This is a genomic window from Pseudonocardia kongjuensis, assembly GCF_039526905.1.
GTDB lineage: Bacteria > Actinomycetota > Actinomycetes > Mycobacteriales > Pseudonocardiaceae > Pseudonocardia > Pseudonocardia kongjuensis.
The window spans coordinates 1-15,266 of record NZ_BAAAJK010000055.1 but is presented as its reverse complement, the minus strand read 5'-3'; the positions used below and the strand labels follow the sequence as shown (position 1 = coordinate 15,266).

At 75.5% G+C, this 15,266-nt stretch carries 12 protein-coding genes; 3 read left to right on the top strand and 9 right to left on the bottom strand.

Translation table 11 applies throughout. The features are described from left to right. Positions 1–13: 13 nt before the first annotated feature. Positions 14–1,258 (top strand): ABC transporter ATP-binding protein, encoded by a 1,245-nt coding sequence (locus tag ABD160_RS31615; protein ID WP_344029884.1) that lies wholly within the window; start codon positions 14–16, stop codon positions 1,256–1,258. A gap of 77 nt (positions 1,259–1,335) precedes the next feature. On the opposite strand, the gene ABD160_RS31610 is transcribed toward ABD160_RS31615, so the two are convergent. From ABD160_RS31610 to thrS, 9 genes are all read right to left on the bottom strand, one after another. After that, on the bottom strand, positions 1,336–2,802 hold the full coding sequence (locus ABD160_RS31610) for a DUF2867 domain-containing protein (protein WP_344029881.1): 1,467 nt from the start codon (positions 2,800–2,802) through the stop codon (positions 1,336–1,338). Positions 2,803–2,973: 171 nt separating this feature from the next. Then, positions 2,974–3,888, bottom strand: coding sequence for a glycoside hydrolase family 16 protein (locus ABD160_RS31605; protein ID WP_344029877.1), 915 nt, complete (start codon positions 3,886–3,888; stop codon positions 2,974–2,976). 1,068 nt (positions 3,889–4,956) lie between these two features. Further along, on the bottom strand, positions 4,957–5,874 hold the full coding sequence (pdxS, locus tag ABD160_RS31600; RefSeq protein ID WP_344029874.1) for a pyridoxal 5'-phosphate synthase lyase subunit PdxS: 918 nt from the start codon (positions 5,872–5,874) through the stop codon (positions 4,957–4,959). A 16-nt stretch (positions 5,875–5,890) separates the two neighbouring features. Beyond that, positions 5,891–6,457, bottom strand: coding sequence for an NUDIX hydrolase (locus ABD160_RS31595; protein WP_344029870.1), 567 nt, complete (start codon positions 6,455–6,457; stop codon positions 5,891–5,893). Positions 6,458–6,468: 11 nt separating this feature from the next. After that, positions 6,469–7,602 carry a glycosyltransferase family 4 protein gene (locus ABD160_RS31590; RefSeq protein WP_344029991.1) on the bottom strand — a complete coding sequence of 378 codons (1,134 nt, stop codon included), beginning with the start codon at positions 7,600–7,602 and terminating at the stop codon, positions 6,469–6,471. Between the two features lie 8 nt (positions 7,603–7,610). Further along, entirely contained in the window at positions 7,611–8,528 is a 918-nt protein-coding gene (locus ABD160_RS31585) for a phosphatidylinositol mannoside acyltransferase (protein ID WP_344029867.1), read from the bottom strand. Beyond that, positions 8,521–9,135 (bottom strand): phosphatidylinositol phosphate synthase, encoded by a 615-nt coding sequence (pgsA, locus tag ABD160_RS31580; RefSeq protein WP_344029865.1) that lies wholly within the window; start codon positions 9,133–9,135, stop codon positions 8,521–8,523. The genes ABD160_RS31585 and pgsA overlap by 8 nt, the downstream gene beginning before the upstream one ends. 43 nt (positions 9,136–9,178) lie before the next feature. After that, positions 9,179–9,754 (bottom strand): HIT family protein, encoded by a 576-nt coding sequence (locus tag ABD160_RS31575; RefSeq protein WP_344029862.1) that lies wholly within the window; start codon positions 9,752–9,754, stop codon positions 9,179–9,181. Positions 9,755–9,763: 9 nt separating this feature from the next. Continuing rightward, a complete protein-coding gene (thrS, locus tag ABD160_RS31570) occupies positions 9,764–11,815 on the bottom strand; it encodes a threonine--tRNA ligase (protein WP_344029858.1) in 2,052 nt (683 codons plus the stop codon). Positions 11,816–11,967: 152 nt separating this feature from the next. Between thrS and ABD160_RS31565 the strand changes: the two genes are divergently transcribed. Both ABD160_RS31565 and ABD160_RS31560 read left to right on the top strand, forming a co-directional pair. Continuing rightward, entirely contained in the window at positions 11,968–12,975 is a 1,008-nt protein-coding gene (locus tag ABD160_RS31565; RefSeq protein ID WP_344029855.1) for an LLM class flavin-dependent oxidoreductase, read from the top strand. Positions 12,976–12,982: 7 nt separating this feature from the next. Then, on the top strand, positions 12,983–13,360 hold the full coding sequence (locus ABD160_RS31560; RefSeq protein WP_344029853.1) for a nuclear transport factor 2 family protein: 378 nt from the start codon (positions 12,983–12,985) through the stop codon (positions 13,358–13,360). Positions 13,361–15,266 lie beyond the last annotated feature (1,906 nt).

Here is a 15,266-nt window from a genome sequence, read left to right as displayed (position 1 = left end):
GACCCGATCGGACATGGCGTCGATCGAGATGAAGAACATCGTCAAGAAGTACGGTGACGGCTACCCGGCGGTCAACGACGTGAGCATGGACATCGCCGACGGCGAGTTCATGATCCTCGTCGGCCCGTCCGGCTGCGGGAAGTCGACCCTGCTGCGGATGATCGTCGGCCTGGAGGACATCACCTCCGGCGACATGGTCATCGGCGGCACCCGGGTCAACGAGAAGGCCCCGCGGGACCGGAACCTGTCGATGGTGTTCCAGAACTACGCGCTCTACCCGCACCTGTCGGTCTTCGAGAACATCGCCTTCCCGCTGCGCCTGGCCAAGACGCCCGAGGAGGAGGTCCAGAAGAAGGTCAACGACGCCGCGGCCGTGCTGGAGCTCAACGAGCACCTGCAGCGCAAGCCGGCGAACCTCTCCGGCGGGCAGCGGCAGCGGGTCGCGATGGGCCGCGCGATCGTCCGCGACGCCGACGCGTTCCTGTTCGACGAGCCGCTGTCCAACCTCGACGCCAAGCTGCGCGGCCAGATGCGCACCGAGATCGCCCGGCTGCAGCGGCGGCTGGGCATCACCACCGTCTACGTCACGCACGACCAGACCGAGGCGATGACCCTCGGCGACCGGGTCTGCGTGCTGCGCAAGGGCGTCATCCAGCAGGTCGCCTCGCCGCGCGAGCTCTACGAGCAGCCGGTCAACCTGTTCGTCGCCGGGTTCATCGGCTCGCCGCCGATGAACTTCCTGCCCGCCACGGTGTCGGAGTCCGCGCTCGACACCCCGTTCGGGAAGATCGAGCTGGACGCGGACCGTGCCGCGAAGGTGGCGGGCAAGGACCTGGTGCTCGTCGGGATCCGGCCCGAGTACTTCGAGGACGCGTCCCTGGTCGACGAGGCGAAGAAGCCGCTCGGCTCGACCTTCACCGCGCGGGTCGACGTGACCGAGTGGCTGGGCGACTCGCAGTTCGCCTACATCCCGTACGAGGCGCCCGCCGAGGTGGAGGCCAAGCTCAAGGAGCTGTCCCGCGAGCTCGACTCGGACCAGCTGCGCACCCAGGCGATCGTGTCGATCGACTCGACCAGCCGGATCCGGGAGGGCCGCGAGGCGGAGTTCTGGCTGGACGCGCGCAAGATCCACGTCTTCGATCCGGAGTCCGGCGAGAACCTCACCCGCGATCCCGAGGCCGGCGCCGAGCTGACCCGGATCGCCGCCGAGGACCGCGCCGAGCAGGTCGCGAACGCCCGGGAGGCGGCCCAGGCCTGACGGCTCACACCCCGTGGCCCCGGCTCACACCCGTCGCAGCAGGTGTGAGCCGGGGTCACGGGGTGTGTACCGGGCCGTCACCTCCTCGACGGGCTGCGCAGCTGCTGTTGGTAGCGGGTGTGCGCGACGCCGATGAGGGTCTGCGCCATCACCGCGAACACGAAGCGCTGGCCCGGGTACGCGGCCAGCCAGGCCAGGCGTCCGGCCAGCCCGCGCGGGGTGAACCGCACGGTCTGCTCGTAGCGGCTGGTCAGCCGGCCGGTGGCGCGGACCCGCAGCTCCAGCCGCGCCACCCCGGGCAGCGGGGCGGCCGCGCGCAGCACCAGCCGCTCCCCCGGCTCCACCGACTCGATCACCCAGCGGTCCAGCGGCTCACCGGCGAGCAGCCGCGGCGGGCCGTCGGAGTGGCGGCGCGGCAGCCGGCCGCCGGCCAGCACGTCCAGGAAGCCGGTCACCGTCGCCACCCCGGGCACGGTGTACCAGCCGTGCTCGCCGCCGAGGGTCTCGATCACCGACCAGACCGCGTGTGCCGGCGCGTCCACGTCCTGCGCGTCGGTGCTGGCCCACTCGGCGGGGCCGGTGCCGGGCGGGTCGGACCGTCCTGGCCCGGCCGCGCCGACGCCGTCCAGCGCGCGGCGGACGGCCGTGCGGTACGGCGTCCGGCCGCCCGGCGGGGCGCCGACCAGCGCGTCGAGGGCCGCCAGGTCGGCCGGGTCGCAGACCAGCTCGTGCCGCATCGACTCGACGAGCGGCCGGGCCAGCGCCCGGTCCACCGGGGTGAGCGCGGCGACCGCGCGCGCGGTGAGCCGGGGCGCCGACAGCGGGACCGGCAGCGGCAGCGGCCGGCGCAGACCGGCCTCGGCCGCGTACCCGCTCATCAGCGCGCGGTAGGTGAGCACGTCCGGCCCGCCGATGTCGAACGCCCGGTCCACCTCGGCGGGCAGCTCCAGGCAGCCGGCGACGGTGTGCAGGACGTCGTCCACCGCGACCGGCTGGATCCGGTTCCACAACCGGTCCGGCAGTGGCAGCACCAGCGGGCCGCCCATCGCGACGTCGGTCAGGTGCCGGATCATCTCGAAGCTCGCCGAGCCGGTCCCGACCACGATCCCGGCGCGCAGCACGGCGACCGGCACCGGCCCGTCGAGCAGGATGTCGCCGACCTCGCGGCGCGAGCTCAGGTGCCCGGAGACGGTGCCGGCGTCGTCGTCCGGCTGCAGCCCGCCCAGGTAGACGATCCGCCGGACGCCCGCCGCGGCGGCGCCGTCGGCCAGCGCCCGGGCGGCGTCCCGGTCCCGGTCGGCGTAGCCGGGGCCGTCCATCGCGTGCACCAGATGGACGACGGCGTCGACGCCCGTGCAGGCCGCCCGCAGCGCCGCGGCGTCCGTCGCGTCGCCGGGGAGCACCTCGACCGCGTCCGCCCAGGCATGGACCTGGACCTTCGCGGGGGTGCGGGCGAGGACCCGGACCGCGTGGCCGTCGCCGAGCAGGCGCGGGACGAGGCGCGAACCGATGTAGCCGGTGGCGCCGACGACGAGGACGTGCATGGCGACGATCCTCGCCGCCGCGGGCCCGGGGCGCGCGGTGGGATGCGTCTCCCCACGCGCTGCTCGTCCCGCGTCGAGTCGCACCCCCGGACCCGCCGAGATGCAGATCAGCGGGCGCCGGCCCCTCGCACGGGCCCGCTGATCTGCATCTCGGTGTGTCCGGCCGGTCGGTCAGTGCCCGCTCGGCGCGCGGGTCGCGGCGCCCTGCACCGGATCGCGGACGCCCTCGGTGATCCGCTCGCCCAGATCCTGGACGAGTCCCTCGGCGGCGCCGGTCGTCTCGGACTCGGGCAGCGAGTACTGGCGGACCCAGTCGACCTCCATCTTCGACGGCGCCACCTCGCCGTCGCCGTCCGGGAACCAGTCGAGCTGGATGCACAGGTGCATCGGGCCGGGCGGCAGGATCGAGGTGTCCTCGGTGCGCCACCACTCCTCGCCGTTGACGTAGGCGACGACGCTGTCCGGGGTCCACTCGACGGCCCAGTTGTTCCACTGCGTCCCGTCGATCTCGACCTCGCCCTGCACCTGGCTGTTGTCCTCGCCGTAGTGCAGGAAGAGCTCGGTCGTCTGGCGGGTGTGGTCGGTCATCTCCATGAAGTCGATCTCGCCGCCGACCGGGAAGTCCTCCGCGGTGGGCCAGAGCAGCAGCAGGGCGTTGTACGTCGGGTCCGACTCGGGTGCGCGGACGCGGCCCTCCCAGCGGCCGTACTTCTGGCTGTTGCCGGTCCACGCCATGCCGGCGGTGGTGCCGTCGGCGTCGCCGTCGATGGTGAGGATCCCGTTCTCGACCGAGGCAGCGGCCGGGGACCGGGTGCCCTCACCGGCGTGACCGGGGCCGTCGTAGAGGTTCCAGCCGCTGAGCTCGGTGTCGAACTCGTCGACGTGGTCCGGCTCGCCCCAGCCGTGTGCGGTCGCGGCGCTGGTGTCCGCGCCGGCGTAGGCCCCGGGCTCGGCCGGGTCCGACGGGCCGGCCGGGTCCGACGGGGTCGCGGGTGCGGCCGGGTCGTCGGGCGTGGCGGCCGGATCGCAGTCGGCCGGGTCGGTCGCCGGGTCGGTCGCCGGGTCGGTCGTGCCGCCCGGGGACACCGGGGCGCCGCCGGAACCCGCCGCGTCGTCCCCCGGACCCGGGTCGCCGCCCGGACCCGGCGCAGCTCCGGTACCGGTGGCACCGCCCGATCCGGGTCCGTCACCCGGGGCCGGGTCGTCTCCCGGGCCCGGGGCGGCATCGCCGGAACCGGAGCCGAAGTCGGAGCCGTCGCCCGAACCGGAGCCGGCATCCGGCCCCGGGCCGGAGTCACCGGAGCCGCCCGAACCGGTCCCGTCACCGGAGCCGCCCGAACCGGTCCCGTCACCGGAGCCGCCCGAACCGGTCCCGTCACCGGAGCCGCCCGAACCGGTCTCGTCACCGGGGGCCTCGGGGGCGATCTCGGAGCCGGCTGCCCCGGCCGCGGAGGTACCGGTGCCGCCGGGCTTCCCCGTCCCGGCGGTACCGTCACCGCCTCCCGCGTCCGGGCCGGAACCCGCACCCGCGCCACCCGCAGCGGAGCCGGCATCCGGAGCAGAGCCCCCACCCGCGGCGGTCCCGGCATCCGCAGCCGAGCCGGCATCCGGAGCAGAGCCCCCGCCCTGAGCGGTCCCGGCATCCGGAGCAGAGCCCCCACCCGCGGCGGTCCCGGCATCCGGAGCGGAGCCGGCATCCGGAGCGGTCCCGGCGCCCGGAGCGGTCCCGGCCGGGTCGCTGCCGGCCGGACCGGCGCCGGCACCCGGGGCCGGGCAGTCCACCGCGGCGACCGCTCCCGGGTGCGCCGCGGCCCCGGTGTCGGCGAACGCCGCCGCCGGCAGGCTGATCAGCATGGCCGCGGCGATCGCTGCGGCTCGCACAGAGCGTCCCATCAGGCTCCTCCGCCCCATCGGTCTCGTGATTCACCGAGGACGCTAGATGCCACACCGTCACCACGCGCACCGCTGTCACCACATCGAGTAGGCAACCCCGCCTGCGAGTGACCACGAAACGTGTCGGGATCGGACACGGGCCGCTTCCGAGGGACCGGATCGTTCACCCCGCCGTGGAGCCACGTCCCCCGGGTGCCGCACATGCGTCGAGCCCCGACCGGATCGACCGGGCGGGGCTCGACGGGACTGCTGCGGGCGGTGTTACCAGCCGCGGGCGGCGTAGCGCTGGTCCTCCGGGATGTCCGGGATGTTGATCCCGACCATCGCCTCGCCCAGGCCGCGGGACACCTTCGCGATCATGTCCGGGTCGTCGTGGAAGGTGGTGGCCTTCACGATCGCCGACGCGCGCTGTGCCGGGTCGCCGGACTTGAAGATGCCGGAACCGACGAACACGCCCTCGGCGCCGAGCTGCATCATCATCGCCGCGTCGGCCGGGGTGGCGATGCCGCCCGCGGTGAACAGCACGACCGGGAGCTTGCCGGTGCGGGCGACCTCGGCGACCAGCTCGACCGGGGCCCGCAGCTCCTTGGCCGCGATGTAGAGCTCGGCGGCGTCGAGCGAGCCGAGCCTGCCGATCTCGGACCGGATCGAGCGCATGTGCCGGGTGGCCTCGACGACGTTGCCGGTGCCGGCCTCGCCCTTGGACCGGATCATCGCCGCGCCCTCGGAGATCCGGCGGAGCGCCTCGCCGAGGTTCGTCGCGCCGCACACGAACGGCACGGTGAACGCCCACTTGTCGATGTGGTGCGCCTCGTCGGCCGGGGTGAGCACCTCGGACTCGTCGATGTAGTCGACACCCAGCGACTGGATGACCTGGGCCTCGACGAAGTGTCCGATCCGGGCCTTCGCCATCACCGGGATGGACACCGCCTCGACGATGCCGGCGATCATGTCCGGGTCGGACATCCGGGCCACACCGCCGTTCGCGCGGATGTCCGCGGGCACGCGCTCGAGGGCCATGACGGCCACGGCTCCGGCGTCCTCGGCGATCTTCGCCTGGTCCGGGGTGACCACGTCCATGATCACACCGCCCTTGAGCATCTCGGCCATGCCGCGCTTGACCCGCGCGGTGCCGTGCTGCGGACCGGCGTTCTCCGGGGTGTTATCGGCTGCGGACACGGGTGATCGGAGCTCCTCACATGACGGTGCGGTGACGGGTCGATCCTACGTCAGCCCGGTACCGGAGACTCGCGGGTTCCGGATCCACGATCTCGAAGTACACCGGCTCCGGCGCGGTGCCGTACAGGTGCAGCCGGCGGACCAGCCGGCGCGAGCGGAGCACCCGGGTGTCCCGGACGGCGTCGTTGTGCACCCGCCGGGCCAGCACGACGAGCTGCTGGGCGTCGTCCAGCTCGGCGGCCAGCCGCGGGTCCGGCACCGCCCCGCCGAGCGCGGCGAGTTCCCTGGTCAGCGCGTTCTCGGCCATCTCGCGGGACTCCCTGGTCCCGGCCGGGTCGCGGCCGTCGGCGGCCGGCGCGGAGCCGGCCCCGGCGGCGGTCGCCGCGGCCGCGAGCGACGCCCCGCGCGGCGGGTCGAGCAGCTCGGCGACCTCCAGCGCGACCCGGACCCGCCGGGCGAGTGCCGCGGCGAGCCCGCTGCGGGCGGCGTCCACCCTGGCGTGCAGGCGGTGCAGCCTGCGCACCCGTGTCAGGCACCACACGGTGAGTGCCGCCACGACGAGCAGCAGCACGCCGGCTGCCATCGCGCCGCCGGTCACGCCGCACCCCCGGTGGACGCGCGCGGATCGGCCGCGATCGCCGCCCGGTAGACGCGCAGCACCTCGGCCGCGACGACCGGCCAGTCGTAGCGCGACGCCCTGGCCCGCCCGGCGACGGCGAGCGCGGCCCGGCCGGCCTCGTCGTCGAGCAGCCCGGTCAGCGCACCGGCGAGCGCGGCCGGGTCACCGGCCCGGAACAGCCTGCCCGCACCGCCGCCGACCACCGCGCGGAACGACTCGATGTCGGCGGCCAGCACCGGCGCGCCGGCCGCCATCGCCTCGGTCAGCACCATCCCGAAGCTCTCGCCGCCCCGGTGCGGGGCGCAGTAGACGTCCATCGCGCGCAGCGCCGCCGCCTTGGTCGGCTCGTCGACGGCGCCGAGCAGGTCGATCCGCCCGGCCAGCTCCGGCCCGGCGGCCCGGCGCAGCGCGGCGCCGTCACCCCGCCCGACCACGAGCAGCCGCAGGTCCCGGTACCGCTCCGGCAGCCCGCGCAGCGCGTCGAGCAGCACCGGCATGCCCTTGCGCGGCTCGTCGAACCGGCCGACGAACCCGACCCGGGTGCCGCGCGGCAGGCCGGGGACGAGCTCGTCGAGCGCCGGTCCGCGGGCGAACCGGGCGACGTCGACGCCGTTCGGGATCTCGGTGGCGTCCCCGCCGAGGTGCTCGACCTGCACCCGCCGGGCGGTCGCGGACACCGCGATCCGGGCCGTCACCTTCTCCATCAGCGGCCGGATCATCCCGCCGAACGCGGCGAGCGCGCGGGACCGCTCGGTCGAGGTGTGGAAGGTGACCACGATCGGGCCGCCCGCGGCGAGCAGCGCCAGCACCGACACGCTGACGGTGGTGGGCTCGTGCAGGTGCAGCACGTCGAGATCGTGCTCGGCCAGCCAGCGTCGAACCCGGTGGTAGGTGAGCGGCCCGAAGGTGACCCGGGCGACCGAGCCGTTGTAGGGGACGCCGACCGCCCGGCCGAGCGGGGTGACGAACTCCGGCGCCTCCCGCACGCCCGGGGCCAGCACCTCGACCCGGTGCCCCAGCGTGCGCAGCGCGGCCGCCAGATCCAGGACGTGGTTCTGCACGCCACCGGGGACGTCCAGCGAGTACGGGCAGACGATCCCGATCCGCAGTGCGCCGGTCACGCCGGGGCCCCGATCGGCTGCAGCATGTGCCAGTCCTCCGGGCGTTCGGCGATCAGCTCGCCGAACGCGTCGGCCAGCGCCTGCACCGCCTTCGCGTCGGACCGCCGCGACCGTTCCGCGGGGACCGCGATCTCCGTGCCGACCCGCACCCCCCAGGCGTCGCCGGCGAACACCGGGTAGGCCGGGTGCAGCGCGGCACCGGTGCTGCGGGCCAGCCGCGCCGGACCGGCCGGGAGCCGGGCGGGCGCGCCGAGGAACGACACGTCGACGCCCCGGCCGGACAGGTCCCGGTCGGCGATCAGGCACGCCACCCCGCCGGCGCGCAGCCGCGCGGTGAGCGCCCGGTGCGCCCCGCGCGGGTCGTCGGCGGCGACCACCTCGAAGCCCAGCGCGCGCCGGTAGGCCAGGAACCGGCAGAACAACGACTCCGGACGCAGTCGCTGCACCACGGTGGTGATCACCGGATCGTGCCCGCGCCGGGCCAGCTCGCGGACCAGGTAGACGCCGGCGACGTCCCAGTTCCCGCCGTGCGGCAGCGCGTACAGCACGCCCCGGCCGCGGGCGAGCGGCTCCAGCGAGGCGGCGACACCGTGCGCGTGCGGGTGCATCGCGGCGTGCAGCGCGTCCGGGTCCAGCGACGGCAGCGCGAACGCCTCCCGCCAGTAGCGCGCGTAGCTGCGCATCGCGCGCCGGACCAGCCGGTCCAGCTCGGCCGGATCGGCGTCCGGCCGGACCCGGGCGAGGTTCGCCCGCAACCGGCGCACCCCCGGACCGTCCCGGCGGGTGGCGAGATCGGCACCCGCGTCGAACACCCGCCCGGCGACGCCGGCGGGCAGCCGGCCGGCCACCGCCCAGCCCGCGGCGTAGCCGGCTCCCGCGACCGCCTCGCGGAGGCGGCCGCGGACCTCAGGCACGGGGCACCTCGCGGGCGCTGCGCCGCACCGCCAGGATCCGCTGGCCCAGGGTCACCACCGTTCCGGCGGCCAGCAGCAGCAGCGCGACGGTCAGCGCGTACGGCACCCCGAGCCCGGAGACGAACGCGCCGAGCAGGCCCAGGATCAGCCGCTCCGCCCGTTCGACGAAGCCGCCCTCGGCGGTCAGCCCGACCGACTCGGCGCGCGCCTTGACGTACGACACGATCTGGCCGCCGACCAGGCAGACCAGCGCGGCCGCCCCGGCGACCGGCTCCGCGCCGCCGGTCAGCGCCCACCAGGCGAGCGCGCCGAACAGGGCGCCGTCGACCATCCGGTCGCAGGTGGAGTCCAGGACCGCGCCGAACCGGGTGCCGCCGCCCAGCGCCCTGGCCATGGCGCCGTCGATCAGGTCGGTGAGCACGAACAGCGTCACCACGACCGCGCCGAGCACCAGCCACCCGGCGGGCAGGAACACCAGCGAGCCGGCGATCGCGCCGACGGTGCCCAGCACCGTCACCGCGTCCGGGCTGACACCGCGGTCGACCAGAGCGCGGCCGACCGGGTCGGTGAGCCGGTTGACGTGCCCGCGGGCGAACATGTTCAGCATCGTGCGCGGTGCGCTCCAGGTTCTCGAACGGGACGCCTCCAGCCTAGTCCGGCCGCGGGTCCTCCCGCCGCGGACTCACCCACGCGGCGGCCAGCTGGTCCCTGGTCTCCGCCAGGAGCTGCGGGATGACCTTGGTCTGGCCGACGACGGCGATGAAGTTGGCGTCCCCGCCCCAGCGCGGGACGACGTGCTGGTGCAGGTGGTCGGCCAGCGACCCGCCGGCCAGGTGGCCGAGGTTCAGCCCCACGTTGAAGGCGTGCGGCGCGGCGACCTTCTTCATCGTCACCACGGCCTGGCGGGTGAAGTCCATCAGCTCGGCGGACTCCGAGCCGGTCAGGTCCTCCAGCTCACCGACGTGCCGGTACGGCAGCACCATCAGGTGCCCGGGGTTGTACGGGTGCAGGTTGAGCAGTGCGAAGACCTCCGCGCCGCGGGCGACGACGAGATTGTCGGCGTCCGGGTCGGTCGAGTCCTCGAGCGACTCGCCCCGGGCGATCCGGCAGAACGGACAGCCCGGGTCGGTCGTGCCCTTGATGTAGGCCAGCCGGTGCGGGGTCCACAGCCGGGCGAACCCGTCGGGTGTCCCGACACCCTCCTGCGGGACCCACTCCTGCTCCATGAGCCGATCCTAGGCGCCGGTGCCGAAGCTCTCCGCGGTCGGCGAGACGTTCGTCCGCGACGCGACCCAGGACGCGATCTGCTCGACCGCCTCGTCGACCGGCACGCCGTTGCGCTGCGACCCGTCCCGGAACCGGAAGCTGACCGCGCCGGACTCCTCGTCGCGGGCGCCGGCCAGCAGCAGGAACGGCACCTTCTGCAGGGTGTGCGTGCGGATCTTCTTCTGCATGCGGTCGTCACCGGCGTCGACGTCGATCCGGATGCCCTTGCGCCGCAGGCGGGCCGCGATGTCGCGGACGTAGTCCTCCTGGCCGTCGGTGACCGGGATGCCGACCACCTGCACCGGCGCCAGCCAGGCCGGGAACGCGCCCGCGTAGTGCTCGGTCAGCACGCCGAAGAACCGCTCGATCGACCCGAACAGCGCGCGGTGGATCATCACCGGGCGCTGCCGCGAGCCGTCCGGCGCGGTGTACTCCAGCTCGAAGCGGTCCGGCAGCATCAGATCGACCTGGATGGTGGACATCTGCCAGTAGCGGCCGATCGCGTCGCGCGCCTGCACCGAGATCTTCGGCGCGTAGAACGCGGCGCCGCCCGGGTCGTCCCGCAGCTCCAGGCCGAAGCTCTCGGCCGCGGTCCGCAGCGCCTCGGTCGCCTCGGCCCACGACGCGTCGTCGCCGATGGACTTCTCCGGGTTGCGGGTGGAGAGCTCGAGGTAGAAGTCGTCGAGGCCGTAGTCGCGCAGCAGGTCCAGCACGAACTGGAGCAGGCTGCGGATCTCGTCGCCCATCTGCTCGCGGGTGCAGTAGATGTGCGCGTCGTCCTGGGTGAAGCCGCGGGCCCGGGTGAGGCCGTGCACGACGCCGGACTTCTCGTACCGGTAGACGGTGCCGAACTCGAACAGCCGCAGCGGCAGCTCGCGGTACGAGCGCCCGCGCGACCGGTAGATCAGGTTGTGCATCGGGCAGTTCATCGGCTTGAGGTAGTAGTCGACGGCCGGCCGCCGCAGCTCGCCGTCGGCGGTGTACTCCGCGTCGAGCTGCATGGGCGGGTACATGCCCTCGGCGTACCACTGCAGGTGCCCGGACAGCTCGAACAGCTGGCCCTTGGTGGCGTGCGGCGAGTAGACGAACTCGTAGCCGGCCTCGGCGTGCCGCTCGCGCGACAGGTCCTCCAGCTCCTTGCGGACGATCCCGCCCTTCGGGTGGAACACCGCCAGCCCGGAGCCGATCTCGTCCGGGAAGCTGAACAGGTCCAGCTCGGTGCCGAGCCTGCGGTGGTCGCGGCGCTCGGCCTCGGCGATCCGCTCCAGGTAGGCGTCCAGCGCCTCCTGCGACTCCCAGGCGGTGCCGTAGATCCGCTGCAGCTGGGCGTTGTTCTGGTCGCCGCGCCAGTACGCGGCGGCGCTGCGGGTCAGCGTGAACGCCGGGATGAACTTCGTGGTCGGCAGGTGCGGGCCGCGGCACAGGTCGGACCAGACGGTGTCGCCGGTGTGCGCGTGCACGTTGTCGTAGATCGTCAGCTCGCCGGAGGCGTCGACCTCCATGACCTCGGCGTCGCTGTTGCCCTTGAGCTCGACCAGCTCAAGCTTGTACGGCTCGTCGGCCAGCTCGGCCCGGGCCTCGTCCCGGTCGGCGAACCGGCGCCGGGAGAACCGCTGACCGGACTTGACGATCTTCTTCATCGCCGACTCGATCTTCTTCAGATCCTCGGGCGTGAAGGGGGCCTCGACGTCGAAGTCGTAGTAGAAGCCGTCGGTGATCGGCGGGCCGATGCCCAGCTTCGCCTTCGGGAACAGCTGCTGGACGGCCTGGGCCAGGACGTGCGCCGCCGAGTGCCGGATGACGCTGCGGCCCTCCTCGGTGTTCGCGCCCACCGCGACGACCTCGGTGTCGGCCTCGGGGGCCCAGGCCAGGTCGCGCAGGTTCCCCTCGGCGTCCCGGACGACGACGATCGCCTCGGGACCGCTGGTCGGCAGGCCCCCCTCCCGGACGCGCGCGCCGGCGGTCGTCCCGGCCGGCACCCGGATCGGGGCGGACGCGGGCGGGGCGGGCGGTGCGGACACGGTGCGGCCTCCAGGGCGGTCACGATCGGATGGGGCTCCACGTGGAGCGTCGTCGATGCTAGTAGGAGTCCGCGAACCGGTTTCGGGCGCCGCACCCGTCGAACGGCCGCTCCGCCGGGAAGACCGGCGGCGACCCCCGTGTTGCACCTCCCGTGGTCCCTCTCTCCGTCCTCGACCTGGTCCCCGTCGCCGAGGGCTCGTCGGCGTCCGACGCGCTGGCGCACAGCACGCGGCTGGTCAAGCGGGCCGACGAGCTCGGTTTCACCCGCTACTGGGTGGCCGAGCACCACGCCATGCCGGGCATCGCGAGCTCGTCGCCGCCGGTGCTCATCGCGCACCTCGCCGGCGCGTCGGAGCGGATCCGGGTCGGGTCCGGCGGCGTGATGCTGCCGAACCACCGGCCGCTCGTCGTCGCCGAGCAGTTCGGGACGCTCGAGGCGCTGCACCCGGACCGGATCGACCTCGGCATCGGCCGCGCGCCGGGCACCGACCCGCGCACCGCGGCCGCCCTGCGCGGGATCTCCGCGGCGCAGCTGCACGCCCCCGACGACTTCCCGGACCAGCTGGTCGAGCTCGCGTCCTACTTCCGCGGCGACGCCGACGTGCTCGCCGTCCCGGCGGCCGGGAACGCGCCGTCGCTCTGGCTGCTGGGCTCCTCGGACTACTCGGCGAAGGTCGCCGGGATGCTGGGTCTGCCGTTCGCGTTCGCGCACCACTTCAGCAGCCGCAACACGCTGCCGGCGCTGCAGGTCTACCGGGACCGGTTCCGGCCGTCGGCGACGCTCGCCGAGCCCTACTCGATGCTCGCGGCGAGCGTGTTCTGCGCCGACACCGACGACGCGGCGCGCGAGCTCGCGCTCCCGGCGGCGCTGCAGTTCCTGCACCTGCGGCTGGGGGACCCGCGCCCGCTGCCCGGCCCGGCGGAGGTCGCCGCATTCGAGTGGACCGACCAGGCCCGCGCGTTCGTCGCGGAACGCCAGGCCGACCAGATCATCGGCGCCCCGGACACGGTCCGGGCCGGCGTCGAGGAGCTGGTGGCGCGCACCGGCGTGGACGAGCTGATGGTGACGACGTCGACCTTCCGCGGCGAGGACCGGCTGCGCTCCTTCGAGCTGCTGGCCGGGGTGCTCGGCACGGCGTCGTCCACCGCTGCGGCATGATCATCGGATGAGCAGCAGTACGGCGGCGCGCTTCCGCACCGCGATCGAGGCCGGCGATCCGGACGCGGCCGTGGAACTCTGCACCGACGACGTCGTGTTCCGCTCCCCCGTCGTCCACCGCGCGTACCACGGTCGCGAACCGCTCCGCGCGATCCTCGGCGCGGTGCTGACCGTGTTCGCCGAGTTCCGCTACGTCGCGGAGTTCACCGGCGACGACGGCCACGTCCTCGAGTTCACCGCCCTGGTCGGCGACCGCGAGGTGCAGGGCATCGACCTGCTCCGGACCGACGCCGGCGGGCGGGTGCGCGAGCTGACCGTGATGGTCCGTCCGCTGTCGGCGGCCGAGGCCCTGCGGGACCGGATGGCCGTGCTGCTCGGCGGCTGAACGGCCCCGTCCGGCGCGGCGCAGGGATGCAGCGGCCGGGCCCGGCCGTCGTTCGGCGCCGGCGGCCCGCCGCACGGCCCGTGCCCGACGGCACCCGGCCCGTCCGGCTCCCGGTGCGCTGCGCGTCGTCGCACCCAGGTGCCCGCTGCTCGACGGGACGGATCACCCGGCCGTGTCCGCCGACCGGCCGAGGCAGGATGGGACGAGCGGCGGATGCTCCCCGGCCGGAACGGTCACGCACCGACGCACGACCCCCGTGACGTGCCGACATTCGAGTGATGTCGATCAGATCGGCACAACGCAACGCTCCGGTAACTCGTTGGCCGGACGAGCGCGCATTATGACGGAGCCCGACCGTACGGCGGGCTCCCCCGACGAACGGACCGTGAGAGGAGAGGCGGTTGACCGCAGGCCCGCCCCCGCCCCCGCGGTCCCGGCGCTCCGTCGACCTGGCCGATCCGTACGACCCCGACCGGCCGGGCCGGGGCGTGCGCACCGCCGAACGCGCCGCCGAAGGCGCCGGTGGCCGCCACGGCAGCGACGAGATCGCCCGCCCGGGCTCCGGCCGGTCGCCGCGGCACGGCGAGGGCGCCGCCCCGCGGGGCCGGCACGACTCCGGCGAGCACGCCCGGCCGGGACACGGCTCCGGTGGCGTCCCCCGGCACGGCCGCCCGGCCCCGGAGGGCGACCGCTCCTTCCGCGACGCCGGCCGCACGCCCGACGGGCTCGCCCCGCAGCAGCCCGGGCCGGCACCGACGCAGCGCGCCGCGGTGGGGTGGGAGGACCGTCCCGGGGCGGCACCGGAGGACCGTCTGGCACCGCAGCGGCCGACCGCGCCGCGGCAGCCGGGCGCGGCCACCACCCCGGCCGGAACCGCCGGACCCGCCGGCCAGGGCGGACCCGCGAACCCGGCCGGGCCAGCAGGCCCCGCCGGACACGGTGGACCCGCCGGAACCGCGAACCCGGCCGGGCCAGCCGGACACGCCGGCCCGGCCGGAACCACCGGACCAGCCGGACACGCCGGAACCGCGGGTCCGGCCGGACCTGCCGGGCCGGCGCGACACCCGGACCCGGCGCCCGCGCCCGGCGGCCCGCAGCGCCCGGGTACTTCTCCGGCCCCCGTCGCGAACGGCCGGAGCGCACCGGGGACCGAGAGCCCGACCAGGGTCGGGCTCCGCGTCCGTGGGGGCACCGTGCCGCGCGAGCCCGGTGCCGGTGCACCGCCCGCCGGACCGGGCCGCCCCCCCGTCCCCGGCGGGCCGCCCGCCGCCGGGCGCCCCTCCGGTGGACCGGCGCCGGCCCCGGGAACCGGCGACCGCGGCCCGGCCGGACCCCCGGCCACCGGCCGGCCCCCGGCGGCCCCCGCGGCACCGGCAGCCCCGGTGGCTCCTGCAGGCACCGCAGGTCGCGGCGGCCGCGCGGGCACCGCAGGCCCCGCGGCACCGGCAGGCCCTGCTGCACCGGCAGGCCCTGCTGCACCGGCAGGCCACACGGCACCGGCAGGCCCTGCTGCACCGGCAGGCCACACGGCACCGGCAGGCCCGGCCACCCCCGCAGCCCATGCAGCCCCCGCACCGCCGGCCCGGCCTGCCGCGTCCCGCCCTGCGGCGGACCCGGCGGGCCGTACCCCCGCCGCCCCCGCACCCCGGACCGACGACGTCGCGGCGACCCGGCCGCGCGGCACCCCCGCACCGTCCCCGGCCGGTCCGGGCCCGGGGTCCGGTCCGGCCCCCGGTGGCGACCGGCCCGGTGCCGCGACGCCGCTGGATCCCTCCGGCACCGTCCCCGCCGCCGCGCAGGGCGCCCGGGACACCCCGGAGCGCGCCGCGGCGCCCCGGGGCGGCCGGCGCCGCCGACCCGAACCGGCGACCGGGCAGCCGGCCGCCGCCGGGGCCGGCACCACGGC

Bases quoted from the DNA above. Each gene is read 5' to 3' on its own strand.
- ABD160_RS31615 (WP_344029884.1), top strand. From the start codon at position 14: ATGGCGTCGATCGAGATGAAGAACATCGTCAAGAAGTACGGTGACGGC.
- ABD160_RS31610 (WP_344029881.1), bottom strand. From the start codon at position 2,802: ATGCACGTCCTCGTCGTCGGCGCCACCGGCTACATCGGTTCGCGCCTC.
- ABD160_RS31595 (WP_344029870.1), bottom strand. From the start codon at position 6,457: ATGGCAGCCGGCGTGCTGCTGCTCGTCGTGGCGGCACTCACCGTGTGG.
- pgsA (WP_344029865.1), bottom strand. From the start codon at position 9,135: ATGCTGAACATGTTCGCCCGCGGGCACGTCAACCGGCTCACCGACCCG.
- ABD160_RS31575 (WP_344029862.1), bottom strand. From the start codon at position 9,754: ATGGAGCAGGAGTGGGTCCCGCAGGAGGGTGTCGGGACACCCGACGGG.
- ABD160_RS31560 (WP_344029853.1), top strand. From the start codon at position 12,983: ATGAGCAGCAGTACGGCGGCGCGCTTCCGCACCGCGATCGAGGCCGGC.